The 22,996-nt window shown below is 71.5% G+C and carries 20 protein-coding genes; 10 read left to right on the top strand and 10 right to left on the bottom strand.

The window, feature by feature from the left end; all coding sequences use genetic code 11:
• Positions 1–114: 114 nt before the first annotated feature.
• Complete coding sequence (locus tag ACZ4S3_RS02110) at positions 115–1,269, top strand: LacI family DNA-binding transcriptional regulator (RefSeq protein ID WP_467924626.1); 1,155 nt, start codon at positions 115–117, stop codon at positions 1,267–1,269.
• On the opposite strand, the gene ACZ4S3_RS02105 is transcribed toward ACZ4S3_RS02110, so the two are convergent.
• Positions 1,241–1,567 (bottom strand): polysaccharide lyase beta-sandwich domain-containing protein, encoded by a 327-nt coding sequence (locus ACZ4S3_RS02105; RefSeq protein ID WP_467924624.1) that lies wholly within the window; start codon positions 1,565–1,567, stop codon positions 1,241–1,243. The genes ACZ4S3_RS02110 and ACZ4S3_RS02105 overlap by 29 nt on opposite strands.
• 85 nt (positions 1,568–1,652) lie before the next feature.
• Here ACZ4S3_RS02105 and ACZ4S3_RS02100 point away from each other — a divergent pair, with 85 nt between their 5' ends.
• On the top strand, positions 1,653–3,035 hold the full coding sequence (locus tag ACZ4S3_RS02100; RefSeq protein WP_467924622.1) for a B12-binding domain-containing radical SAM protein: 1,383 nt from the start codon (positions 1,653–1,655) through the stop codon (positions 3,033–3,035).
• Positions 3,036–3,145: 110 nt separating this feature from the next.
• Here the strand turns inward: ACZ4S3_RS02100 and ACZ4S3_RS02095 are convergent, their stop codons facing one another.
• Both ACZ4S3_RS02095 and ACZ4S3_RS02090 read right to left on the bottom strand, forming a co-directional pair.
• Entirely contained in the window at positions 3,146–3,910 is a 765-nt protein-coding gene (locus ACZ4S3_RS02095; protein ID WP_467924620.1) for a crotonase/enoyl-CoA hydratase family protein, read from the bottom strand.
• Positions 3,910–5,574, bottom strand: coding sequence for an acyl-CoA dehydrogenase family protein (locus ACZ4S3_RS02090; RefSeq protein ID WP_467924618.1), 1,665 nt, complete (start codon positions 5,572–5,574; stop codon positions 3,910–3,912). The genes ACZ4S3_RS02095 and ACZ4S3_RS02090 overlap by 1 nt, the downstream gene beginning before the upstream one ends.
• A gap of 94 nt (positions 5,575–5,668) precedes the next feature.
• Between ACZ4S3_RS02090 and ACZ4S3_RS02085 the strand changes: the two genes are divergently transcribed.
• Entirely contained in the window at positions 5,669–6,418 is a 750-nt protein-coding gene (locus tag ACZ4S3_RS02085; protein WP_467924616.1) for a PaaX family transcriptional regulator C-terminal domain-containing protein, read from the top strand.
• A gap of 522 nt (positions 6,419–6,940) precedes the next feature.
• Positions 6,941–7,579 (top strand): transglycosylase family protein, encoded by a 639-nt coding sequence (locus ACZ4S3_RS02080; protein WP_467924614.1) that lies wholly within the window; start codon positions 6,941–6,943, stop codon positions 7,577–7,579.
• 159 nt (positions 7,580–7,738) lie between these two features.
• Here ACZ4S3_RS02080 and ACZ4S3_RS02075 read toward each other — a convergent pair whose 3' ends face one another.
• Together ACZ4S3_RS02075 and ACZ4S3_RS02070 are read right to left on the bottom strand one after the other, a co-directional pair.
• Positions 7,739–9,142: an amino acid permease gene (locus ACZ4S3_RS02075; RefSeq protein WP_467924612.1), complete on the bottom strand. Its 1,404-nt coding sequence runs from the start codon at positions 9,140–9,142 to the stop codon at positions 7,739–7,741.
• Between the two features lie 133 nt (positions 9,143–9,275).
• Positions 9,276–10,472 carry a lactonase family protein gene (locus ACZ4S3_RS02070; RefSeq protein WP_467924610.1) on the bottom strand — a complete coding sequence of 399 codons (1,197 nt, stop codon included), beginning with the start codon at positions 10,470–10,472 and terminating at the stop codon, positions 9,276–9,278.
• A gap of 289 nt (positions 10,473–10,761) precedes the next feature.
• Here ACZ4S3_RS02070 and ACZ4S3_RS02065 point away from each other — a divergent pair, with 289 nt between their 5' ends.
• The gene (locus tag ACZ4S3_RS02065) at positions 10,762–11,808 is read left to right on the top strand and encodes a tetratricopeptide repeat protein (RefSeq protein ID WP_467924608.1); all 1,047 of its coding nucleotides are present in this window, start codon (positions 10,762–10,764) and stop codon (positions 11,806–11,808) included.
• Here the strand turns inward: ACZ4S3_RS02065 and ACZ4S3_RS02060 are convergent.
• Positions 11,744–13,198 (bottom strand): lipase maturation factor family protein, encoded by a 1,455-nt coding sequence (locus tag ACZ4S3_RS02060; protein ID WP_467924606.1) that lies wholly within the window; start codon positions 13,196–13,198, stop codon positions 11,744–11,746. The two genes, ACZ4S3_RS02065 and ACZ4S3_RS02060, sit on opposite strands and share 65 nt — an antisense overlap.
• A gap of 333 nt (positions 13,199–13,531) precedes the next feature.
• Between ACZ4S3_RS02060 and ACZ4S3_RS02055 the strand changes: the two genes are divergently transcribed.
• Positions 13,532–13,702 (top strand): hypothetical protein, encoded by a 171-nt coding sequence (locus tag ACZ4S3_RS02055; RefSeq protein ID WP_467924604.1) that lies wholly within the window; start codon positions 13,532–13,534, stop codon positions 13,700–13,702.
• Between the two features lie 98 nt (positions 13,703–13,800).
• Here the strand turns inward: ACZ4S3_RS02055 and ACZ4S3_RS02050 are convergent, their stop codons facing one another.
• Both ACZ4S3_RS02050 and ACZ4S3_RS02045 read right to left on the bottom strand, forming a co-directional pair.
• Positions 13,801–14,376, bottom strand: a complete 576-nt coding sequence (locus ACZ4S3_RS02050; protein ID WP_467924602.1) for a TIGR03086 family metal-binding protein — start codon at positions 14,374–14,376, stop codon at positions 13,801–13,803.
• A 142-nt stretch (positions 14,377–14,518) separates the two neighbouring features.
• Positions 14,519–16,354: an alpha-L-fucosidase gene (locus ACZ4S3_RS02045; protein WP_467924600.1), complete on the bottom strand. Its 1,836-nt coding sequence runs from the start codon at positions 16,352–16,354 to the stop codon at positions 14,519–14,521.
• Positions 16,355–16,671: 317 nt separating this feature from the next.
• On the opposite strand from ACZ4S3_RS02045, the gene ACZ4S3_RS02040 reads away from it, so the two are divergent.
• The 4 genes from ACZ4S3_RS02040 to ACZ4S3_RS02025 all read left to right on the top strand — a co-directional run bounded on the left by ACZ4S3_RS02040 (position 16,672) and on the right by ACZ4S3_RS02025 (position 21,552).
• Complete coding sequence (locus ACZ4S3_RS02040) at positions 16,672–18,234, top strand: AMP-binding protein (RefSeq protein ID WP_467924598.1); 1,563 nt, start codon at positions 16,672–16,674, stop codon at positions 18,232–18,234.
• Positions 18,235–18,339: 105 nt separating this feature from the next.
• On the top strand, positions 18,340–19,572 hold the full coding sequence (locus ACZ4S3_RS02035; RefSeq protein ID WP_467924596.1) for an ROK family transcriptional regulator: 1,233 nt from the start codon (positions 18,340–18,342) through the stop codon (positions 19,570–19,572).
• A gap of 246 nt (positions 19,573–19,818) precedes the next feature.
• The gene (locus ACZ4S3_RS02030; protein WP_467924594.1) at positions 19,819–20,934 is read left to right on the top strand and encodes a glycoside hydrolase family 88 protein; all 1,116 of its coding nucleotides are present in this window, start codon (positions 19,819–19,821) and stop codon (positions 20,932–20,934) included.
• A 273-nt stretch (positions 20,935–21,207) separates the two neighbouring features.
• Entirely contained in the window at positions 21,208–21,552 is a 345-nt protein-coding gene (locus ACZ4S3_RS02025; RefSeq protein WP_467924592.1) for a DUF1330 domain-containing protein, read from the top strand.
• Between the two features lie 43 nt (positions 21,553–21,595).
• On the opposite strand, the gene ACZ4S3_RS02020 is transcribed toward ACZ4S3_RS02025, so the two are convergent.
• Positions 21,596–21,901 (bottom strand): hypothetical protein, encoded by a 306-nt coding sequence (locus ACZ4S3_RS02020; protein WP_467924590.1) that lies wholly within the window; start codon positions 21,899–21,901, stop codon positions 21,596–21,598.
• Positions 21,902–21,973: 72 nt separating this feature from the next.
• Complete coding sequence (locus tag ACZ4S3_RS02015; protein WP_467924588.1) at positions 21,974–22,969, bottom strand: aminoglycoside phosphotransferase family protein; 996 nt, start codon at positions 22,967–22,969, stop codon at positions 21,974–21,976.
• Positions 22,970–22,996 lie beyond the last annotated feature (27 nt).

Raw genomic sequence — 22,996 nt, 5'->3', positions numbered from 1 at the left:
TTCCGGGGCCGACAGTACGCGCAGAATTGAACACGTTCAAGAAAGCCCCCGACGGGCGCTGCGTACACTGCCCTGACCAGGACGGGAACGGGAGAGAACCGGGGCGGGGACACCATGCGGATGCATGTCGACCGGCGTCACGAACGGGTGGTCGCGCTGGTGCGGGAACGCGGCAGCCTGCGGGTGGCGGACCTGGCGGCGGAGCTGGGGGTGTCCGTCGTCACGGTGCGACGGGACGTGGAAACGCTGTCGGAGCGCGGGGTGTTGGTGCGCCGGCACGGCGCCGTGCTGTGGCCCGGAGGGGCGACGGCGCCGGACTCGCCGTCGGCCGCGCCGCAACCCGCGGCGCCGGTGGTGGGCATGGTCGTCCCGACCGTCGACCGCTTTTTCGGTGACGTGGTCCGCGGCGCCCGCGAAACGGTGGAGGAGCGGGGCGGCCGACTGCTGCTCGGCCTGACAGGCTACCGGCCGGCGGAAGACGCCGCACAGATCGAGCGACTGCTCGGTGCCGGGGCCAACGGACTGCTCCTGGCGCCCAGTTGGCAGGACGGGGTGCCCTCCGCCGCACGGCAGGAGCGGCTGCTGACCGGCGCCGCGCCCGTGGTGCTCGTGGAGCGATGGGTGGCACCGGGCAGCCCCGCGGCGGAGCTGGACCGGGTGGGTACGGACCGGGCCCACGGCGCGGCGATGGCGGTCCGGCACCTGACCGGTCTGGGGCACCGGCGGATCGCCCTCGCGGTGCAGGACAGCGTGCATGCGGGCCGGATCCGGGACGGCTTCCACGCGGCGGTGCGGTCGTTGAGGCCGGCGGCGGAGCCCGTCCCGGAGCTGGTGACCCGCCCCTCGGCGAGCGGCGCCGAGCGGCTGGAGCAGACGCTGGAGCAGCTGGCCGCCGCGATCGCCGGTGACGGGGTGACCGCCGCGCTGGTGCACAGCGATGCGGACGCCCTCGCGCTGGTGGCGCGGCTGCGCGAGCGCGGGGTCCGGGTTCCGCAGGACCTGGCGGTGGTCGCGTACGACGACGAGGTGGCCTCGCTCGCGGAGGTGCCGCTGACGGCGGTGACACCCCCCAAGCGGGCGGTCGGGGCGATGGCGGCGCGGCTGCTGCTGACCCGTATCGCCGAGGCCGCGGACCCCGGAACCGAGGCGACACCCTCGATGGCGCCTCGTCAACACCTCGATCTGCTGCCCGAGTTGCGGGTGCGGGCATCCTGTGGCGGGAGCGTGGCAAGCCCGCCGGCTACGGGATCGGGCCCAGCCGCACCGTAACGTTCTGGCTGACCCCTCCGGTGGCCGTGGGATCGCCGAAGGTGAGGGCGAGGGAGGCTCCGGTGGTGGCGGAGGCGACCGTCGGCGGCCTGGACAGGACCGCCGCGACCGGCCGGTTCCACGTCAGCTTCAGTGCGGTCCGGGCGCGCATCGGGTCGCTGACGCCGATGACGGCCGTTCCATCGGACCTCTCGTGCACCGTCACGCTCGCCGGTGCGTCGGCGGTGAGCGGACCGGCCGTACCGCCGAACCAGAAGTTGACCCCGGTGAAGCCGAGCGAGGGCACGAGGACCCGCAAACGCTCAAGAGTTTCACCCAAACGCGCAAAACGATCGTTCGCTCGGCAACGGAACCGGCCCGCCCGCGCCGAAGTCTGGCCAGTCATGCGCGTAACGATGATCCTGCCTGCCCTGACCGAGGCGACCAGCCCGCTGTTCCGGCCCGTCAAGTACTCGCTCTTTCCGCCTCTGGGTCTCGCGACCCTCGCCGGTTACCTGGATCCGGATGACGAGGTGAAGCTGTACGACGAGCATGTGGAGCGGGTCGACATCGAGGCATTGGAGACCCCCGACCTGCTGGTGGTCCAGCCGTACATCACCTCGGCCCGGCGCAGCTACGAGATAGCCGACCACTTCCGGGCACGGGGCGTCCATGTGGCCATGGGGGGCCTGCATGTGACCTCACTTCCGCAGGAGGCCGAGGCGCATGCCGACACCCTCTTCACCGGGCCGGGGGAGGACACCTGGCCGCTGTTCCTCAAGGACTTCCGGGACGGTGTACCGGCCCGTCGCTACGATTCCCGGCTGCGGACCCTGGCCGGACTGCCTCCGGTGCGGCGCGATCTGATCAAACGTCAGCTGTACCTCGTGCCCAACTCGATCGTGGTGTCGCGCGGCTGCCCGCACCACTGCGACTTCTGCTACAAGGACGCCTTCTTCGAGGGCGGCAAGTCCTTCTACACCCAGGCTGTCGACGACGCCCTGGCGGAGATCGAGCGGCTTCCCGGCCGGCATCTGTACTTTCTCGATGACCATCTGCTGGGCAACCGGCGTTTCGCGGAGGCGCTGTTCGACGGGATGGCCGGGATGGGGCGGCTGTGGCAGGCGGCCGGCACGGTGAAGTCCGTGCTGGAACCGAAGCTGCTGGAGCGGGCCGTGGACGCGGGGCTGCGCAGCCTGTTCGTGGGCTTCGAGACCGTCAACGGGGAGAATCTCGCCGAGCGGCGGAAGGACCAGAACATCGGCCGGGACTACGCGGCCGTCGTACGGCGCCTGCACGACGCCGGCGTCATGGTGAATGCCAGCTTCGTCTTCGGGCTGGACCAGGACGGTCCGGACGTGTTCGACCGCACGGTGGAATGGGCCGTCGGGCAAGGCATCGAGACGGCGACGTTCCACATCATGACGCCGTACCCGACGACCGGCCTGTGGAAGCAGCTGGAGTCCGAGGACCGGATCGTCCACCGCGACTGGGACCTCTACGACACCCGCCACGTCGTCTACCGGCCCAAGGGGATGACGGCGCGCCAACTGGAGGACGGCTACTGGCGCGCCTACCGGGACTTCTACCGCTGGTCGAACATCTGGCGCGGCGCGGCGTCCCAGCCGGGGCCGCATGAACGGCTACGGCACCTCGCCTACGCCGGCGGCTGGAAGAAATGCGAGCCCGCCTGGGACGCGCTGATCCGCTCCCGCCGGGTGGTCCGGGCGATGCCGATGCTCGAACGGACGCTGGCGGCATTCGGCGGCCGGCGCCCACGGTCCTGAACGCCCGCGGTCACCGGCCGATCCGGCACACCGTTCACCGGCCGCGTCGCGGCTGCCCGGCCGTGGCGCGCGGGGACGGCGGGCATCGCGGCGCCCTCCTGAGCAGCAGATCAGCGCCGGTCCGGCTCCCCGTGCCGCCCCGCGCCCGCCGCGAACCGCGCCGCGCCCTCCAGCCCCTGCGACAGCACCTCTTGTCCGTAACGGAGTTCACCGGCCATCGCCGATTCCTCGTCCTTGCCCTCCTGATCCAGCAGGGAGGCGCGATCGCTGCGCAGGCACGCCTGCGGGAAGCGGGCGATCTCCGCCGCCAGCAGCTCCGCCTCCACGCGGGCCGTGCCGGCCGGCACCACACGGTTCGCCAGGCCGATGGCCAGCGCCTCGCCGGCCGGGACCGGGCGGCCCGTCAGGACCAGATCCAGCGCCCGGCTCGCCCCGATCAGCCGGGGCAGCCGCACCGTACCGCCGTCGATCAGCGGCACCCCCCAGCGTCGGCAGAACACCCCGAAGACCGCATCCTCCTCCGCCACCCGCAGATCGCACCAGAGCGCCAGCTCCAGACCGCCGGCCACGGCATGGCCGGCGACCGCCGCGATCACGGGCTTGCTCAGCCGCAGCCGGGTCGGCCCCATCGGGCCGTCGCCGTCCGGCGCGACGCGGTTGCCGCCTTCGGTGCCGATCGCCTTGAGGTCCGCGCCGGCGCAGAACGTGCCGCCCTCGCCCCACAGCACCGCGACGCTCGCCCCGTCATCCGCCTCGAACTCCCGGAAGGCATCGGCAAGTTGGCGAGCCGTCGCGCCGTCCACGGCATTGCGAGCGGCCGGCCGCGACAGCACCACCGTCGTGACCGGCCCCGTACGCTCCACCCGTACGGACATCAGGCCGCGCCCCGCGCCGCAGCCGGGCCCTTGAGCTGGGCGCGCTCCAGCACCGCCCCCAGATCGACGCCGGTGGGCAGCGTGCCGAAGGCATGGCCCCACTCCCCGCCGAGCCGCGAGGCACAGAACGCGTCGGCCACGGCGGGGTGGCTGTAGCGCACCAGCAGCGATCCCTGGAGTACGAGCGCCATCCGCTCCGCCAGGGTCCGTGCCATCAGCTGGGCCCGCTCCGCAACGGCCAGTCCGCCGAGCATCCCGCGGATCCCGGCCACCGCCGCGTCCAGCCGCCGGTCGGCGCCCGCGGCGGCGTCCACCTCGGCGAAGAAGGCGTCCAGCGCGGCCGGCTCCTTGCCCAGCGCCCGCAGGACGTCGAGCGCCGCGACGTTCCCCGAGCCCTCCCAGATCGACAGCAGCGGCGCCTCCCGGTACAGCCGCGGCATGCCGGACTCCTCGACATAGCCGTTGCCGCCCAGGCACTCCAGCGCCTCCGCCGCATGCGTACTGCCCCGCTTGCACACCCAGTACTTGCCCGCCGCCAGCGCCAGCCGGCGCAGCGCCGCCTCCCCGGCGTCACCGGCCTGCGCCCGGTCCACCGCCGCCGCCAGCCGCATCGCCAGCAGCGTCGCCGCCTCCGACTCGATCGCGAGATCGGCCAGCACCGAACGCATCAGCGGCTGCTGGTCCAGCGCCCGCCCGAACGCCCGCCGATGGGCGGTGTGATGCAGCGCCTGCCGCAGCCCCGCCCGCATCCCGGCCGCCGAACCGAGCACACAGTCCAGCCGGGTCATGTTCACCATCTCGACGATGGTCCGCACCCCACGGCCCGGCTCACCGACCGGCCACGCCACCGCCTCGTCGTACTCGATCTCGGAGGAGGCGTTGGAGCGGTTGCCCAGCTTGTCCTTGAGCCGCATCAGCCGCATGCCGTTGAGCGTGCCGTCCGGCAGCACCCGCGGCACCAGGAAGCAGGTCAGCCCCTCCGCCGTCTGCGCCAGCGCCAGGAACACATCGCTCATCGGCGCGGAGGTGAACCACTTGTGGCCGGTGATGCGGTAGGTGCCGTCGGCGGCGGGCACCGCACGCGTGGTGTTGGCCCGCACGTCGGAGCCGCCCTGCTTCTCCGTCATCGACATGCCCGCGATCAGGCCGGACTTGGTCAGCGGCGGCCGGAGACCGAAGTCGTAGGTACGGGCCGCGAGCAGCGGCTCGTACTGCCCGGCGAGGTCCGGGGCGGCGCGCAGCGCGGGGACGGCGGCGTAGGTCATCGAGATCGGGCAGCCGTGCCCCGGCTCGGCCTGCGACCAGACGTAGAACTTCGCGGCGCGCACCAGATGCGCCCCGGGGCGGTCGTCGGTCCAGGGCGCGCCGTGCAGACCGTGCTCCACCGCCACGGTCATCAGCTGATGCCAGGCCGGATGGAACTCGACCTCGTCGACGCGGTGCCCGTAGCGGTCGTGGGTGTGCAGGCGCGGCGGCTGCTCCTCGGCCCAGCGCGCCTGGTCCTGTACCGCCTGCGTACCGGCGAGCGCCCCCAGCGCGGTCACCTCCGGCTCGCCCCACTCGGCGCCTTCCCGGCGCAGCGCCTCCAGCAGGGCCGGTTCGTCCGCCGTGCTGAACCCGGTCAGCGGCGGGGCCTGATTCAGGACTTCGTGAGTGACGGTCATACCCTTGACGTTACAGATTCAGAACACTCGCGGGAAGAGTGTAAGACCGGAGCAAAGGGATGGCGCCGTGCCGTGGCTAGAATCCCGGGCACATATGAACGACGACTCCCTCGCGCTGCGGCCGCTCACCGCCCGCTCCATCGTGCTGAGCACCCTCCTCGGGCACCACCCGCCCCGCATGCCCGCGCGTGCCCTGGTCCGGGTCGGCGAACTCTTCGGCACCGCCGAGGGCACCATCCGGGTCGCGCTCTCGCGGATGGTGGCCGCCGGCGACCTGCGCCAGCGCGACGGTTCGTACGAGCTCACCGACCGGCTGCTGGCCCGTCAGGCCCGGCAGGACGAGAGCCGGTCGCCCAGGACCCGGCCCTGGAACGGTGACTGGGAGATCGCCGTGGTCAGCGTCGACCGCCGGCCGGCCGCCGAGCGCACCGCGCTGCGGCAGGCGATGGCGGCGCTGCGGCTGGCCGAGCTGCGGGAGGGCACCTGGCTGCGGCCCGGCAACCTCGAACGGCCCCGCCCGGCCGTCGTCACCGAGCAGTGCACCCTGCTGACCGGCACCCCGGACGACGACCCGGCGGCGCTGGCGCGCACGCTGTGGGATCTGCCCGGCTGGTCGGCGCGGGCGCGCGCCCTGCTGGCCGCTCTTGACGGGGCCGCCACTCCCGCGGAACGCTTCACGGTCTCGGCGGCGATGCTGCGCCATCTCCTGACCGACCCACTGCTCCCGGACCCCCTGCTGCCAGGTCATTGGCCGGGTGCCGAACTCCGCGTCCGCTACGACGAGTTCGAGGCGGAACTGCGCGATCTGCTACGGCAGTACGTCATGCCGGGCGACGCCGGGTGAGCGCGGCACGGCCGAAAGGGGCCGTGCGCGGTGCGTGCGGACCTGCGCCGCGCGTGTGCACCGAGTCCCACGAGTGCGCCCGGCGGACACCCCGGAGGGGAACGGGCGGTCGGTAAACCGGGGGTTCACGTGCCTCCGGCATGAAGGGTGCGCCCCTACCCGCCCTACGGGTGTGCCATGCGACGGCTCCTGTCCCCGATGTGGCGGCAAGGGGGCAAGGCCGACGGCGAAGGCGCTACCGCGCGCTCTGTCGATGCGAACTCCGGGCGTGGTTGTGTCTGACCCGTCGAATTCATGGCACCTCGCGGAATTCGCTGCACAGGGCAGTACGAGGCAACGCAAGGGCGATACGTGACAGAGTGCCACGTTTCCTGAATGGCCGCCAGGTAACTGCGCGGCGAGCGACGGGAGCAAGTAATGGAATTTACTCAGGTATCGGAACCGGCAGCGAAAAAGGCAGCGGAAAAGGCACCGGGAAAGGCAGCGGAATCCGCGGGCCGGGGTGAATACCGGGGCCGTGGGATGCGGGGTGTCACGGCGGCCGCGGTCCTCCTGGCGGCCGGCGCGCTGAACGTGGCGGCCGAGGGGTCGGCGGACGCGGTCAGCAACGGGACGTGGGACCGCCTGGCCGGGTGCGAGAGCGGCGGCAACTGGCACGCCGACACCGGGAACGGATTCTCCGGCGGACTGCAGTTCGCCCACCGCACCTGGCACTCGTTCGGCGGCGGCAGCTACGCGGCACGGGCGGCGCGGGCGAGTCGGCTGCAGCAGATCCAGGTGGCCGAACGGGTGCTGGCCCGGCAGGGGTGGGGCGCCTGGCCCGCCTGCTCGGCCTCGCTGGGCCTGCGGGGGTCGGCCACGCCGCGGACCACGACCCCACGAACGACAACCCCACGGACCACGACACCGGGCACGACCACTCCGCGCACCACGGCCCCGCACGCCGCACCGTCCCCGGAGAAGCGGTGGAAAGCGGCACGCCATCGGAGTACCGGCGATTCCGTCATCGTGAACCCGGGCGACACGGTCAGCGGCATCGCCTCCGTACACGGATGGCGCTGGCAAGAATTCTACCGGCTGAACCGTCAGGTGATCGGCGCGGACCCGGATATCATTTACCCGGGTATGCGACTTGCCGTACGGCGCTCCGGCGTCAACTGACCGACTTCCGGGAACTGACCGAAATCCGGGAACTCCGGGTTCGGACCGGAGGATTCGGCCGGGGGTAATGCGGCCGAGGGGAATGCAGGCCGTCCGTGGCGCCGCGGACGGCCTGCCCGCATTACACGTCCGCCGGCGTAGGTGCAGGCGCCGCGACCTTTATGCCCGTCGGCGCCGTATTTCGTACGCGGCCAGCACCACGGCCACCGTCAGCAGGCTCAGCCAGAACTGCGCGCGGCTGTCCGGCAGAAACGCCATCGCCCCGATCACCAGGGCCATCAGCGCGATGGTCACCCAGCTGAGCCAGGGGAACAGCCACATCCGCAGCGTCAGCCGTTCCGGCTCGGTCCGCTCCAGCTTGCGCCGCAGCCGCACCTGGGCGACGGCGATCGCCAGATAGACGAACAAGGCAATGGCGCCATAGGAGTTGATGAGGAAGGAGAAGACGACATCGGGCGAAATCCAGGCCGCGATCACCGACAGATAACCGACCGTTGTCCCCGCGAGCAGTGCCCGCCGCGGCACTCCGCTCCCGCTCACTTTGGTGAAGCCGCGCGGCGCGTCCCCGTTACGGGTGAGCGCGAACAGCATCCGGGACGAGGTGTACAGCGCGGAATTCAGGCAGGACAGCACGGCGATCAGCACCAGGGCGTTCATGACCGTTCCGGCCGCGGGCACCGCCAGCCGGTCCAGCACCGCGGCGTAGGGACTCACCTCGATCGCCTTCGAGGTCCAGGGAACCACCGCAACCACCAGAAAGATGGACAGCACGTAGAAACCCACCACACGCAGCACGATGGAGCGGATCGCGTCAGCCACCGCCCGTTCCGGCTCCACCGACTCGGCGGCCGCGATGGTCACGATCTCCGCGCCGGTGAAGAAGCCGATGCAGGGCACGACGGCGGCCAGCACCGCACCCGCCCCCTCCGGCGCGAAACCGCCGTGCGCGGTCAGATTGCCCAGCCCGCCACGGGCGTCCGGCCACAGCCCCAGTACGTACAGCGCGCCGAGGAAGAGGAACACGACGATCGCCACGACCTTGATCGACGAGAACCAGTACTCGAACTCGCCGTAGGAGCGCGCCGAGACCATGTTGCTCGCGGTCAGCAGCGTCATGAGAACCAGGCTGACCGCCCACAACGGGACACCGGGAAGCCACAGTTGAATGATCCGGCCGCCCGCCACCGCCTCGACGGCGACCACGATCACAAAGAAGTACCAGTACAGCCAGCCGACCGTGAACCCCGCCCGGAGCCCGAGGGTCTCGCGGACATGGGCGTAGAACGAGCCGAGTGCCGGGCGGGCCACGGTCATCTCGGCCAGCATCCGCATGATCAGTACGGTCAGGACACCGGCCGCCAGGAAGGACAGCACGGCGGCGGGCCCGGTGGAGCGTACGACCACACCGCTGCCGACGAACAGCCCGGCCCCGATGACCCCGCCCAGCGCGATCAGCTGCATATGGCGGCGCTTGAGGCCCTGCCGCAGACCGTCCTGGGCCGCCGCTGTCCCGTCCGCGGATGTGGCGTCGTCCTGCGCCGTTCCCGTGCTCACCGTGCTCATGGGGGCCGACGCTAACGCGCCAACCGTGCAGCGCTGTTGCGGGAGTGTTTCACCCGCGGCCGTAGTGTTTCACCCCGCCGGCCGGCCGTCCTCACCCGCTCGCCGGACGCCTCCGTTCCGGCGGGCCCGCGGCTCACAACGGCAGGACACACACCGCCATCGGTGCGGCGAACGGCTCGCCCACCCTCCCCAGTGCCCCCGTCTCTCCGTCCACCGAGAACACCGTCACCGACCCGGACTTCTGGTTCGCCGCGAACAGCAGCCGCTCGTCCGGCGAGAACGCGATCTGACGCGGAAAGTCCCCGCCCACCGGCACCGTGTCCAGCAGCCGCAACCGCGCTCCGGCCGCCTCCACGGCGTAGCGCGTGAGGCTGTTGTGCCCGCGATTGGCGAGATAGGCGAAGCGGCCGTTCCGGGTGACCAGAATCTGCGCCGGGTAGCTGGTGCCCGCGCCGGTCCCGGTCGACTGCGGTGCACCGGGCGTCAGTCGTCCGCTCCGCCGCTCGTATCCGCAGACCACCACGGTGTTGTCGACCTCGTTCGCCAGATAGGCGAACGCGCCGGAGGGGTGGAAGGTCAGGTGCCGGGGACCGGCGCCCGGCCGCAGCGCGGCATACGCCACCTGGGTGAGCCGGCCGGCGCTCTCGTCCAGCCGGTACGTGTACACCGTGTCGTTGCCGAGGTCGACGGCGAGCACATGGCGGCGGTCGGGGCTGGTGATGATCTGGTGCGCATGCGGCCCGTCCTGGCCCGGTCCGGGCGCTGGACTGGAGTGGGTGACCAGGTCCGTTCGCGCCCCCAGAGCGCCGCTCTCCGGGGCGATCGGATGCACGGCCACGCTGCCGGAGAGGTAGTTGGCGCTGAGCAGCCAGCGCCCGCTGGGATGCACCGACAGATGACAGGGCCCGGCGCCGCCGGTCGACTGTGTGCCCAGCACCTTGGGCGGCGCACCACCGGGCGGCAGCGCGAGGGCGGTGACGCCGCCCGCCTCCTGCTCATCGACCGTATAGACGGTGCGGCGGGACGGCGGGAGCGTCAGATAGGAGGGATCGGCTATGCCCGCCACCACTCCGGTCGCGGTGATGAGGCCATTGGTGGGGTCGTACGACGCCAGCCCGACGCCGGTGCCGCCGCCCTCCTTCGAGGTGTACGTCCCCAGGAAGAGCGGCCGCTCGGCACGCGGGTGGCGTCCGCTGCGGTGCCGCCGGTCCGGGGCGGGGGCCGCGTCCCTGACCACGAGCCCCGCCACCCCGACCGCGGCGATGCCCATGAATTGCCGACGGCCGACGCCTGCCCCTCTTCCGGTCCATATGCCTCGTCCTGCGCTCATGCCACACCTCGGCTTCGGTGATCGCGGATCGCGGATGTGGCAGCCAGGGTGGCCCGTGCCGTTCGTCAAGGCAAGAGTTGCAACTCGCATTGCATAGCGCGCAACGGCCGTGAGGAGTGTGGCCGGTCGCCGAACCCTGACGTCCCCGTACACCCAGGTGATGACGCTCGCCCCTGGCGTAGCACTCCAGTCGTACGGCACAAACCCCTACACGGGTTGATTCGCCGGACCCCGCACTCCTCGTAGTTTCGTGATCAATGCACGGAGATGAGCGAGAGGCCACGAATATATGTACGGCAAGGCATTCGCCCCGGAATATCAGGGCGAACTGGGCTCGGCACTGGGTGTGAACTCCTCGTACGAGGAGGTGCTGGCCACGGCGAGACGAGCACAGGCCGGCGCGGCCACGGCGCTGGAGCGGGCCCGCGCCGCGCTGGCGGTCGCCGAGGCCAACCGGCGGCTGGGCCGGGTGAGCGACGCCGGCACCGCCTGGCGGGACAGCTACCGCAGCGCACGCGACGCGGGCGACGCGGCCGCCATGTCATGGGCCCTGTGGAGCGGCGGCACCCTCGCCCGCCAGTGCGGCACGCTTCCGCTCGCCCGCCGGCTGCTCACCCATGCCGTGGAGCTGGCCGCGGGCAGCGGCGACCGCCTGGCCCACGGCTACTCCCTGGCCGGACTCGCCGAGACCGGCCGCATCCAGGGCGACTACGCCGCGGTCGCCGAACTCCACGAACGCCTCCTCGAAGAGGGCCGGGCGCACGGCGAGCCCCGCCATATGGTCTGGGCGATGTCCGGCATCGCCCAGATGCACCGCAACACCGGCGGCTACGACAAGGCCCTCGAGCTGTTCGAGGAATCCGTCCGGATAGCCACCGAGGCCGACGACGCCCGGGGCCGTGCCTGGTCGCTGCGCGGCGTGGCCGACGTCCTGTCCGTACAGGGCGACGCGGACCGCGCGCTGGACCTGCTCTCCGAGGCCGAGACCATCTGCCGCACCATGGACCTGGCGAGTGCGCTCGCCTACAACCACAAGATGCGCGCCAACGTCCACTACCGCGCCGGACATTACGAGGCGGCGCGCGACACCTACGCCCTCGCCCTGGCGGAATTCAGCGATATGCACGAGCCACGCGGCGTCGCCCTCTCCCGCCTGGGTCTGGTCAAGTCCCGCGCCCGCCTGGGAAGCGGCCGGGTCGAGACGCTCGCCGAACTCGCCAAGCTGGAAAGGGACTTCGGACGCATCGGGCTACGGCATGCCCGGGACATGGTCATCGCCTTCCGCGCCGAGATGACGGCGGCGGAGGCGTCGGCGGCAGTGGCGACAACGCCATAGGCGGCAGGAAGTCCCGCTCCTCACTCCGGTGCCACCAGGCCCCGGTCTCGCGCAACTCCCGCCATGTCGTGAAGCGGTACCGGAAGATCCGGGCCCGCACCCGCGCCGGCGGGACGTCGGGGAACGGATTGGTCCGCAGCAGACGCAGCGTGTCGCGGTCGTTCTCCAGCAGCCGCTGCACGAACGGCACAAACCACGCCCGTGCATAGGCCGGGGAGAGCGCCGCGAACCACATCAGCCAGTCCAGCCGCAGGTGATACGGCGCGTACGGGCGCGGCAGCCGCCGGACATCACCCGGCTTGCCGCGGAACTCGTACGCGAGCCAGGTCGTCCCGGGTCCGGTCACCGCATCGGCCGTCCCCTCCACCACGATCTCCCGGCGCACCCGCGTGATACTGCCGAACGCGCCATAGGAATTGACCAGATGCAGCGATTCGTACGACGTGTTCATGCGCTGCTGCCGGCTCAGCAGATTGCGCGCCGGGCGGTAGCTGAGCAGGAGGACGAGCACGGTGGCCGCGATGACGAGGGCCTCGAACCACACCGGGGGCGCGGCGGGCGCCGAGGACGGGTGCCACCACGAGGGGGGGACGGCCGACAGGGCCAGTGTGATGGTGAGCCAGTTCAGCCAGGCGAAGTTGCCCGACAGCACCAGCCACAACTGGGTGACGACCATCGCGAACGCGGCCCATCCCGCCACCGGCTGAGGCGTGAACAGCAGTACCGGAAGCCCGAGTTGCGCCACATGGTTCGCGGCGACCTCCACCCGGTGCAGGGGTTTGGGCAGATGGTGGAAGAACCAGCTCAGCGGACCGGGCATCGGCTGGGTCTCGTGGTGGTAGTAGAGGCAGGTCAGGTCGCGCCAGCAGCTGTCGCCGCGGATCTTGATCAGCCCGGCCCCGAATTCCACCCGGAACAGCACCCAGCGCAGCAGGTACAGGACCGGGACCGGGGGAGCGGTAGCGGCGTTGCCCAGAAAGACGGCGAGCATGCCCGTCTCCAGCAGCAGCGACTCCCAGCCGAAGCTGTACCAGGTCTGCCCCACATTGACGATGGACAGATACATCGCCCACAGCACCAGCCACATCACCATCGACGCCCACAACGGCACGGCATCCGCCGCCCCCGCCGCCACGGCCGCCGCCAGCAGCGCCCCGCCCCATGCCCACAGCGCGAAGAACCGGTCCGAGTAGTGGAGCTGAAAGACCGAGGGCGAGGCCCGGAACGGCACCCGCGCCACGAACTCGGGCACCGGCAGCATCCCCCGCGCCCCGATCAGTGCCCGGAACTGCCGAGCCGCTGCGACAAACGCGACGACATACAGCACCGCCAGCATCCGCTGAAAGACAAGCCGTCCGAGCCAGTACCCGGGATCCGCGAACCATTCCACCCGCCATGCGTAGCACCGGCAGCCGCGCACCTGAGGGAAAGGCGCGCGGCTGCCGGTACTCGCTCACCTACCGGATGACGCCAAGCCTACGAAGCCGGACATATTCGGCAACCGGAGGGCGCCGTTTGCGCCGTCCGACGACGTCCCCGGATCGCCGGAAAATGCCGAGCGCACCGCGCGGGACGTCGATACGCTGGTGGTTGACGGACGACCCTTCTGGGAGACGCCAACACCATTGGCCCGTCGCGGGACCGCCACAAACCCTGGCCGACCTCCCGGTTTGTGAACAAGGCGCCACCGCGTCGGACCGTTACCTCAATGAAGGAGTGAGTGGTGGCACTGCACAAGGCTCAGTACAGGCAGCCCCGGTCGAAGCAAGGTGACCGGCCAGGCCGCATCAAGGAAGTCCGTAACCTCGAGGTCTGGGACCGCTGTGCCCCGGTGCGCCTCGCCGGCTGTGACGACGACCCCGCCGAGCCGTACATCTTCCGCGGCATCGACTGATGCGCGGCGTCGTCCGGCCGCATTGTCACGGCGGATGACACGAACGGACGGACGGGAGCGGCGCCAGGAGGCAGCCGCTCCTCGTCGTACCGACGGTGTCAGGCCCGGCGGCCCAGCAGGCCCAGCAGCCGGGTGAGGTCGTCGGCGTCCGCCGGGGACTCGATCGCGGGGGCGAAGAGCCCGGAGGCGCCGAGGCCCGGGGCGTACGGCTCGACCTCGCGCAGGGCCGCCGTCGCCAGATGCTCCGGCAGCTGCTCATCGGCGCCGATCGCGCGGGAGAGATCCCAGGCGTGCACCACGGCGTCGGCCATCATCTGGGCGCAGTAGGCATCGGCCGGGCTGGACCCGTAGGACAGATGGACGGTGCGGCTGAGCGCGCTCGGTTCGCTGAACGCCGCCACCGCGGCCACCGCCGCCCGGTCCCAGACCGAGGCGGGGTCGACGCCCAGCTGATCGCCGTCGAAATCCGTGCCCACCTGCGCGATCGTGGCGCCGTCCCGCACCAGGCGGGGCACCCACAGCTGCTCGGCCGTGAGGTGGTTCACCAGATCGCGCACCGACCATTCCGTGCACGGTGTGGGGTCGTCCCACTGGTCGTCACGGACGGCATGGACCCGGCTCCCGAAGAGCTCGATGGCCTGGCCATGCGTACGCAGGATCTCGTCATGGTTCATGCTCCCCGAGGATAGGAGGGGGCACTGACAGTGCGGGGTGACGGCGCACGGCGAGCGGGCGTGGACCCGTCCCGCCGTGCGCCGGTGACCCGATCGGGCCAATGGGCGAGATTTATTTCCGGAGGTTGCGGATCCTCCGCGGTCAGTCGGCGTAGAGCCGGCGTTGCGGCACGATCTGCTGAGGCCGGCTGGGGCTGGACCACAGCAGCTTCATATGGGCCTCGCCGGTGCCCTCCGTGTAGTCGATCCGGATGCTGTGGCGGTGGCCGGCCTTGAGGGTGACGGTGCCCTTGTCGACCTTCGGTCCGTGCGGCGTGGTGCTGTCGATCACGGGCTTGCCGTCGATCCACAGCCGTACGGTGTCGTCGGAGACGGTGGTGAAGGTGTACGTCTCGTCGAAGCGCGGCTGGATGGTGCCGGTCCAGCGGGTGCTGAAGTGGTCGGCGGGGATCTTGGGGTCCGGGGAACCGTCGAAGCGGTAGGACTTGTTCACGGTCGGGTCGACGGTCGTCACCGCGGGCGGACCGGTGAAGGAGTCGTTCGCCCAGCTCTGGGCCGTCAGGCCGGTGCCGGTGCCGATGGGTGCGGCCGGCGGGGGCTTGATGGTGAGGCGGATGACGCTTGCCAGGGGGCCGGTGGCTGCGCCGGACGGGGTGAGGTCGTAGCCGTCTCCGGCGGGGGTGACCTTGACCTGCTGGGGGCTGCCCAGTACCTCCGCCGCGGTGATGGTGAAGGAGCCCTTCGCGGTCAGGTGCAGGGGCCGGCCTGCCTCGGGCCAGGACGTCACGGAGGCGTACAGCTCATTGCCCCGCCGCGAGACCGTGCCCCATGACGGTTCCGCGACCAGACCGGTGTGCCCGGCCCCGTACACCGCGCCGCCCTGGCCGTGTGAGCTCAGCCACCGGCCGGCCTCGCGCAGCCGGTCCACGGACGGCTGTGGAATGCGGCCGCGTTTGTCCGGGCCGACGTTGAGCAGATAGTTGCCGCCGCGGCCGGCGACGGCCAGAAGGTTGCGGACGACGGTGGCCGACGACTTCCAGTGGGTGTCGTACTTGGCGAAGCCCCAGTGGTCGTTGAGCGTCATACAGCTCTCCCACAGCTGCCCGTCGACCGGCTCGGCGGGGATCTCCTGCTCGGGCGTGCCGAAGTCGCCGTCGACCACATCGCGCTTGCCGACGCGGTTGTTGAGGATCAGGCGGGGGTTGAGACCGTGCAGATACGCCTGCAGATCGGCGCCGTCCTGGCGGGACCAGTTATTGGTGGGGTTGTCGGCGTCCCACTCGCCGTCGAACCACAGCAGCGCCGGGTCGTAGTTGTCGACCAGTTCTTTGAGCTGGCCGTACATCCGCTTCTTGTAGCGCGGGAAGGTCGCCGGGTCGGCGAAGTCGGGGTCGTGCCAGTCCCAGATGGAGTAGTAGAAGCCGAGCTTGATGCCGGCGGCGTCGGCGGCCTTCTTCAGCTCGGCGAGGATGTCGCGGTGCGGGTCGAAGGAGGAGTGGTCGCGCAGATTCCAGGTGTTCTGTTCGGTGGGCCACATCGCATAGCCGTCGTGGTGCTTGGCGGTGATGACGATATAGCGCTGGCCGGCGTCCTTGGCGGCCCTGACGATCGCCTGGGCGTCGAAGTCGGCCGGGTCGAAGGTGGCGGCCTGCTTCTCGTACACATCGTTCGGGATCTTGCACTCGCGCTTGATCCACTCGGCGTTACGGCAGACCGTGCCGTCGGGCTGGGTGTACTCGCCCTCCAGGTGGGAGTACGCCCCGAAGTGGATGAACATCCCGAAGCGGTCCTGGCGCCACCAGGAGGTGCGCGCGGAGGTGAAGGGGTCGTCGGTGGCGTGATTGGTGCCGGGACCGGTGGCGGCGGGGCGGGGCGGGGGTTTCGGGGCGGCTGCTACGGGGGTGCCGACGGTCAGGAGCAAGGCGCTCAGTGCTCCCACAACGCCCAGTAGCCGGGCGCGTCTTGTGCGGCTGTACATGGCTCGCTCCCTCGGTCGGTGGGGCCGGCAGGCCCGGCCGGGTGTGCCTCCTGTGCCACCCCGCATGGTGCAGCGCCGGGCACCGGGATCGGAAGACCTCGGATGCGACAAACATCGGAGGAAAGGGAAAACAAGTCAGCGGAAGAGGCACGTAGTTGAGGGTCTTTCGCGGGGATGACGTGGGGAGACCTCGGATGTAAGAGGGGGAAGGGAGGCCGGGTGCGGGAATGCCGTACGTGCTGACATCACGCCGGCGGTATGGAATCCCGTCGGAGCTGCCTGTTCAATGGGCGCCGCCGACACGCATGGGAGGCACCATGGACGACACCGTCGCCCCGTCCGCCACCGCGCCCGCCATCCGCACCGCCGGTCATGAACGCGGCTATCCCGAGCTGCTCGAACGTGCCGGACGCATCGCAACAGGCTTACGCGGTATGGGAGTTGTGCCGGGCGACCGGATCGCCGTCGTGATGCGCAACGAACCGGCCTATCTCGAGATCACCGCCGCAGCCGCCCTGCTGGGTGCCTCCGCGGTGCCCGTCAACTGGCATTTCAAGCACGACGATCTACGGCATGTGCTCACCGACAGCGGCAGCAAGGTCGTGTTCGCGCACACGGACATGGTGGACGCGGTGACCGCGGTGCTTCCCGCCGGGGTACGGGTCATCGAGGCCCCGGTTCCCGCCGGAGTCGCGGCCGCCTGCGGCATCGGCGGGCCGGCCGTCACCGGCGCGCACCCCCTCCTGGACTCCTGGCTGGCCGGCTACGAGCCCCTGTCGCAGGCCGCCGCGGAACGTCCCCCCACCGTCATCTACAGCTCCGGAACCACCGGACGCCCCAAGGGAGTTCTGCGCTCACCCGTCCCGCAGGACCGGATCGCCGAGGCGGTGCAGTCCTTTCTGACGTACTTCGCCGTCGCGCCAGGTGGCCGTACGCTCATCCCCGCCCCGCTCTATCACGCCTCGCCCAGCCAGCACGCGGTGCTCGCGCTCGCCGCCGGCCTGGACATCACGTTGATGCCGCGCTTTGACGCCGAGGAGTTCCTGCGGCTGGTCGAGCGGCACCGGATCGAGCAGGTGCAGGTGGTTCCCACCATGTTCGTACGGCTGCTGCGGCTGCCCAAGGAGGTGCGCGAGCGCTACGACCTGAGCTCGCTCACCTCGGTGGTGCATGCCGCTGCGCCCTGCCCGCCGCATATCAAACACGCCATGATCGACTGGCTGGGACCGGTGCTGCGGGAGTACTACGGGGGCAGCGAGACCGGCGCCGTGACGTGGTGCGACAGTGCGGAGTGGCTGGCCCACCCCGGCACGGTCGGCCGGGCCGAGGGGACCTGCGGAGTCGCGGTCATCGGACCCGACGGAGAGCCGGTGCCGACGGGTGCCACCGGCGATATCTACCTCAAACCCTCGGACAACTGGCCACAGTTCACCTACCTCGGCGACCCGGCCGAGCGCGCCGCGATGGAAGCGCCGGGCCTCCCCGGATACGTCACCATCGGCGACATCGGGCACCTCGACGCGGACGGCTTTCTCTACCTCAGCGACCGCCGCAACGACATGGTCATCTCCGGCGGGGTCAACATCTACCCGGCGGAGATCGAGGGTTGCCTGCTCTCCCTCGACGGGGTGCGGGACGCGGCGGTGTTCGGCATCCCGGACGAGGAGTTCGGGGAGGTGCTCGCCGCCCATCTGCAGACCGAACCGGGTGTGGTGCTCGGCGCCGAGGTGGTACGGGCCCATGTCGCCGGGCGGCTGGCCGGGTACAAGGTGCCCAGGGCGGTGGTGTTCGAGGAGCGGCTGCCGCGGGACGAGTCGGGGAAGCTGTTCAAGCGGCGGCTACGGGAGCCGTACTGGGAGGGCAGGGGCGGCGCGATCTGAGCGGGGCGGCCGTCGGGTTCCGGCTTCCCGCAGACCTCTTGACACCCTTTTGACGCCTCTCGAATTATGTGACACCGGGGAGCTGAGGGACAGGAGATGCCCGTGGTGGCTGACCGGCGAGGCGCCACGACCGGGGACCTGCGCCGCGGGAACCGTTCGGTGCTGCTGTGGTCCCTCTATTTCGACGGGCCGCTGAGCAGGCAGGACCTCAGTGCCCGTACGGGGCTGAGCGTCACCACCGTCTCCACCGTCGTCGGCGAACTCCTGGGCGAGGGCGTGGTGGTGGAGGCCGGGGCGGTCGACTCCGATGGCGGGCGGCCGCGGATTTTACTGCGGGTCGATGCCGGCCGGCGCTGCGTCATCGGCGTGGAGGTGGGTGAGACCAGGGTCCGGGTCGAGCTGTACGACCTGGCGATGCGCGAGCGGGCCACGGCCGACCATCCCCTCGAGAGCGGGCGTCACGATGCCGGACCGGTGGTGGAGCGGATTCTGGCCGGACTGGACGAGGTGATCGCGGCCGCCGCCGTCGACCCGGCCGACATTCTCGGCGTCGGCGTGGCGGTCTCCGGGATCGTCGAGCGGTCGGGGGTGAGCGAGGGCGGCGCACTGGTGCACGGCCAGACCTTCGCCTGGGACGCGGTGCCGCTCGGCCGGCTGCTGCGGAAGGGCACCGCGACCCACCCCGGCACCGGCCTCCCGCTGCATATCGCGAACGGCGCCACGACGCTGGGCCAGGCCGAGATGTGGTTCGGCGCGGGCCGCGGCGCCGACCACGCCGTGATCGCGCTGATCGGCTCTGGCGTCGGCGCCGCCGTCGTCGCCAACGGCAGCTTCTACCGCGGCGCCACCAGCAGCGCGGGGGAGTGGGGGCACACCGTCATCCAGGTCGGCGGACGACGCTGCCGCTGCGGCGGCCGTGGCTGTCTGGAGGCGTACGTCGGCGCCGAGGCGATCCTGGACCGCTACCACCAGGCCCGCCGCGGCCGCCCCGCGCCCGGCGCCGACGAGGAATCCGCGCTGGCCGCCCTCATCGCCGGCGCGGACAACTCCGCAGCGGCCCGCCGCGTCCTGGAGGAGACCGCCGGCTGCCTCGGCGCCGGCATCGCCAACCTGGTCAATCTCTTCAACCCGCGGCGCATCATCCTCGGCGGCTGGGCCGGGCTGCTGCTCGGCGCCCGGCTGCTCCCGCAGATCCGCGAGGCGGTGGCGGCCCAGGCGCTGCGCCATCCGTACGAGCGCAGCACCATCGAGCTGTGCCGGCTGGGCCCGGACGCGGTGGCGCTGGGGGCGGCGACGCTGCCGGTCGAGCGGTTTCTGGCGGGTGGCGGCACGGTCTGAGGTGCGGCCCGCGGGGCACGGGTGAGCCGCTGCCGCGTACGCGGCGACAGGCCGAGGGGTGTGACCGCCGTGGTCCGACCCGTTCCTCAGCGTCTCCTCGTTCCTCGGCGCCTGTCCGCTCCTCCCCACCCGTCCGCTCCTCAACCCCCCTTCCGCGGCACCCGGTTCGCTGCCACCATGGGCCCGATCGAATCAGGCGTCAGAACGTCGTTCACATATCTGGTCGCGCTGTCGAGAGGTGTGTTCATGGAACGCCGCCAATTCCTTGCCACGGGCGCCGCATTCGCGGCAGGTACCACGCTGCCCGCCCGGCGGCCGGCCGACCGGCCGCCGGCCCGCGCCGAGATCGTCGCCGTACTGCGCCGGGTCGCCGACCACTGGATCGGCGCGCACGCCGATCCCGGCGACAACCAGTGGGCCCGCGCGACGTTCTTCAGCGGGCTGATGGCCCTGCACCGCCTCACCCGAGAGCCGCGCTATCTGGCCTATGCGAGCGGCTGGGCGCAGCGGCATGCCTACGGGCTGCACAGCGGCGTCACCACCCGGCACGCCGACGACCACTGTGCGGGGCAGGTCTACCTCGACCTGTACGCGCTGGACGCCTCGCCCGACCCGGCCAAGATCGCCGCCATCGAGGGCTCCCTGCGGCGCATGGTCGACACCTCCGCCGAGCAGCACGACGACTGGTGGTGGGCCGACGCGCTGCACATGGCGATGCCGCCGTTCGCCCGGCTCGGCGCGCTGCGTGACGACCGGGGCTACTGGGATGCGATGCACGCGCTGTACACCCACACCAAGAACGCCGAGGGCGGTCCGGGGCTGCGCGATCCGCAGCGCGGCCTGTGGTACCGGGACAAGCGGTTCCTGCCCGGTGGCATCGCGTCGCCGAGCGGCAGACCCGTTCTGTGGTCGCGCGGCAACGGATGGGTGGCGGGCGCGCACGCCAAGGTGCTCGCCGTCCTGCCGGACTCCTTCGCGCCGGCCCGTGCCTACCGCGCCACGCTCGTCAGCCAACTCCACGCGCTGCGCGCCGTCCAGCGCTCCGACGGGTTCTGGAACATGAACCTCGCCGACCCCGGACATCTGCCGGGCCCGGAGACCAGCGGCTCCGCGTTCTTCACCTACGCGATGGCGTATGCGCTGCGTGCCGGGCTCGTGCCGCGCGGCGCCTTCCGCCCCGTCGTCGCCCGCGCCTGGAACGCCATGGCCGGCACCGCCGTGCACCCTGACGGTTTCCTCGGCTATGTCCAGGGCGTCGGCGACCGGCCGGAATCGGGCCGGCCGGTCACCTATGACTCCACCGCGGACTTCGGGGTCGGGGGCTTCCTGCTCGCCGGGACGGAACTGGCGGCACTGGGCTGAGCGCCGGGCTCCGCGGCGGGGACGGTCACCGCTGTGGCAGCACCACCGCCTTGACCGATGTCGCGTCCCGGGCCCCGGGAGCGCTGACCGCGCCGCACGCCGTACGGCCTCCAGCGGCACCATCCGCCGGTGGCCTGCCTGCCCGCGATGACCTCGCGGGTAATCGACCCCTCCGGCGGCGGCTGGAAACGTGGCCATCGGCGCACCGCCCAGGTGCACCCACCGCACCACCGTGCTCACCCCACCCACCGCACCACGAGAAAGGCAACCGCCATGCCCGCATTCGGCATCGCCCACCTCCGCCCGGCGACCGCACCACACCCCGACATCGCCGTCTACCTCGAAAAAATCCAGGCCACCCTGGACCCGTTCGGCGGCCGCTTCCGCGTGCACAACGCCACGGTCGAGGTGAGGGAAGGAAACTGGCCGGGCTTTGTCATCGTCATCGAGTTCCCGGACATGGACCGGGGCCGCGCCTGGTACGACTCGCCCGCGTATCAGGAAATCCTGCCGCTGCGCACCCGGCACATCGAGGGTGATGTCGTTCTGGTGCCCGGTGTCGCCGACGACTACGACCCCTCGGCGACGGCGGCGGAGCGACGGGCTGCCGTCGCATAGCCTCCGGTGTTCGCCGTGGCGGACCTTCCGTGTCCTGGTGGACTCATGGCGTCGGTGGCGCGGGTGGCGAGTGGCGTGGCCCGCACCCATGTCGAGGAACGGCGCGATGAGCGGCGAAAAGAGCATGGCGGGCGCCGATCGTGTGGGCGACGTACTTGCCGCAGGCCGCCGGCGCCTCGCCGCTGAACGCGCGGTAGTCGGGGTGCGCGGTCTCCCGGGTTCCGTTGACGACGACCTTGGGCAGCTGGGCCTCGGCCAGTGGGCCGAGCGGGATCCGGGCGTCCCACACGGGGCGTTCGCGCATCGCGGAGCGGACCGCGCGCAGCAGATGCGGGGTCGGCTCGGGCATCGGCAGACGTGGGCTGAAGGCTCATGCGGCCTCAGCCGAGGCGTCGTCCACCCGTACGGCGCCCCCTCACCCTCACAGTCCGGCCAGTTCCGCAAGGATCTGAGCCTGCGTCAACTCCTCGGCGCCGCCCGCGACATCGTCGTGATCGGCGCTCCACAGGGCGCTCTCCACGCCGCGCGCCACCGACCAGGCGAGCAGCCGTGCCGGGTCCTCGCCCAGCGCCTCGGCGACCAGCGCATACCGCTCGCGGAGCACCGGGCGCGGATCCGGGTACGCGAAGGGGTCGTCGGTCTGCAGCAGCAGCGGCCATGGGTCGTATGCCGGGTCGCCGACCATCGGCTTGGGGTCGATGGCCAGCCACGGGCGACGCCGCGCCGCCAGCACATTGCCGGGGTTGAAGTCGCCGTGTACGACGACCTCACGGGCGGCCGTCGCCGGGAGGCGCCGCAGCAGGTCGGCGCCGAGCGCGACCAGCCCGGGGTCGTAGCCGGGGCGTAGCCGCAGCATCCGGTCCTGCAGTACGTCGGCCCACTCGGCGCAGACCGCGTCGACCCGTTCCAGGTGGCCGTCGGGCGGTGCGGGCGCCGCCCACAGGTCGTGCAGCAGTCCGGCCGCGAGGGTGAGCCGCTCGGCGGGCGGCAGCGGGGCGTCGGCGAGCGGGGTGCCGGGGTCGCACCGTTCGATCAGCAGGGCGCCGCGCTCGCGGTCCCAGCGGTGCAGCCGTACGGCGCCATGGCCGTCCCAGGCGTGCAGGCCCGGTGCCTCGCCGTCGGCCTCGCGGTGCGGCCAGGTCACCTTGAGGACCGCGGTGCCGCCGTCGGGCAGCTCGGCGGGTGCCACCCAGGAGCAACTGCCGCCGTGAACAGGCGCGCCGAGCCGTAGCTCCCAACGCTCCTCTATCTCGCGGACGATGCCCGGCAGCCGGTCGAGCCAGGCCCGCCCGGACGCGGTCCGCCCCATCTGCGCGACCACGGGCAGTCCGGCGGGGAAGCGGCCGTCGTCATGCCGGGCGTCGTACGAGGTGCCGTGCGACGTGCTGTACGAGGTGCCGCGCGAGGTGTGCGCCATCCGGGCAGCGTACGACGGAGCGGCGTG

The sequence above is a fragment of the Streptomyces sp. NPDC028368 genome, from assembly GCF_055565615.1.
Note: the sequence above shows the minus strand (reverse complement) of the source record. Positions and strands in the feature narration are given on the sequence as shown.

Coding starts and splice junctions, on each gene's coding strand:
- ACZ4S3_RS02110 (WP_467924626.1), top strand. CDS start 115: ATGCGGATGCATGTCGACCGGCGTCACGAACGGGTGGTCGCGCTGGTG.
- ACZ4S3_RS02100 (WP_467924622.1), top strand. CDS start 1,653: ATGCGCGTAACGATGATCCTGCCTGCCCTGACCGAGGCGACCAGCCCG.
- ACZ4S3_RS02095 (WP_467924620.1), bottom strand. CDS start 3,910: ATGTCCGTACGGGTGGAGCGTACGGGGCCGGTCACGACGGTGGTGCTG.
- ACZ4S3_RS02090 (WP_467924618.1), bottom strand. CDS start 5,574: ATGACCGTCACTCACGAAGTCCTGAATCAGGCCCCGCCGCTGACCGGG.
- ACZ4S3_RS02085 (WP_467924616.1), top strand. CDS start 5,669: ATGAACGACGACTCCCTCGCGCTGCGGCCGCTCACCGCCCGCTCCATC.
- ACZ4S3_RS02080 (WP_467924614.1), top strand. CDS start 6,941: ATGCGGGGTGTCACGGCGGCCGCGGTCCTCCTGGCGGCCGGCGCGCTG.
- ACZ4S3_RS02075 (WP_467924612.1), bottom strand. CDS start 9,142: ATGAGCACGGTGAGCACGGGAACGGCGCAGGACGACGCCACATCCGCG.
- ACZ4S3_RS02070 (WP_467924610.1), bottom strand. CDS start 10,472: ATGAGCGCAGGACGAGGCATATGGACCGGAAGAGGGGCAGGCGTCGGC.
- ACZ4S3_RS02065 (WP_467924608.1), top strand. CDS start 10,762: ATGTACGGCAAGGCATTCGCCCCGGAATATCAGGGCGAACTGGGCTCG.
- ACZ4S3_RS02050 (WP_467924602.1), bottom strand. CDS start 14,376: ATGAACCATGACGAGATCCTGCGTACGCATGGCCAGGCCATCGAGCTC.
- ACZ4S3_RS02045 (WP_467924600.1), bottom strand. CDS start 16,354: ATGTACAGCCGCACAAGACGCGCCCGGCTACTGGGCGTTGTGGGAGCA.
- ACZ4S3_RS02040 (WP_467924598.1), top strand. CDS start 16,672: ATGGACGACACCGTCGCCCCGTCCGCCACCGCGCCCGCCATCCGCACC.
- ACZ4S3_RS02030 (WP_467924594.1), top strand. CDS start 19,819: ATGGAACGCCGCCAATTCCTTGCCACGGGCGCCGCATTCGCGGCAGGT.
- ACZ4S3_RS02025 (WP_467924592.1), top strand. CDS start 21,208: ATGCCCGCATTCGGCATCGCCCACCTCCGCCCGGCGACCGCACCACAC.
- ACZ4S3_RS02020 (WP_467924590.1), bottom strand. CDS start 21,901: ATGCCCGAGCCGACCCCGCATCTGCTGCGCGCGGTCCGCTCCGCGATG.
- ACZ4S3_RS02015 (WP_467924588.1), bottom strand. CDS start 22,969: ATGGCGCACACCTCGCGCGGCACCTCGTACAGCACGTCGCACGGCACC.